This window comes from Streptomyces huiliensis (assembly GCF_020037025.1).
In the GTDB taxonomy this organism is placed as follows: Bacteria; Actinomycetota; Actinomycetes; order Streptomycetales; family Streptomycetaceae; genus Streptomyces; species Streptomyces huiliensis.
This window is the reverse complement of record NZ_JAIQLH010000133.1, coordinates 1-589: the sequence shown is the minus strand read 5'-3', so window position 1 is coordinate 589 and position 589 is coordinate 1. Positions and strand designations below refer to the sequence as shown.

Annotated in this window: 2 pseudogenes; both read left to right on the top strand. The window is 77.2% G+C overall.

Going from position 1 to position 589, the window contains the following annotated elements:
- Positions 1-294, top strand: a pseudogene (locus JNW98_RS22345) (cobalamin biosynthesis protein CobG); the annotation flags it as partial.
- A gap of 50 nt (positions 295-344) precedes the next feature.
- Positions 345-589, top strand: a pseudogene (locus JNW98_RS22340) (hypothetical protein); the annotation flags it as partial.

Here is a 589-nt window from a genome sequence, read left to right as displayed (position 1 = left end):
GCCGGGCGCCCGGGGTGCGCCAAGTCGCGCGCGGACGTGCGCGCCGACGCGAGCGCCGCGCTCGCCGGCACGCGCCCTGGCGACGCCGGAGACCTGCCGGTGTACTGGTCGGGGTGCGAGCGGCGCTGCGGACACCCCGGAGGTACGTGGGTCGACGTCCTGGCCACGGACGACGGCTATCGCGTGGCGGTACGGACCGGGGGCGGGGAGGCGGAGGACGGCGTGCACCCCGTCACCGTCACCGCGTCCGGCCTGCCCGCCGCTGTGGCCGCCGCCCGCGCCGGGACGCCGTGACGGTACGGCCGCCCGCCGGCCGGGCCCCGCGTACCGCCGGAGCACGGCCGATGTATAGATGTACCGACCATGACGACGAGGACGACCGCGCCGCCGCGCCGCCCGGCGCGCCCCCGGCACCGGCCGGGCGGCCCCCCGAGCACGTGAACGACCAGCGCGTGAACGACCAGCGCGTGAGCGCACCCCCGCGCGCGAGCGCGACCAGCAAGCCCAGCGAGCGAGGCAGAGGCAGCACAGTGTTCGACTACGACAAGGACGGCGCGTCCATCTACCGCCAGTCCTTCGCCACCATCCG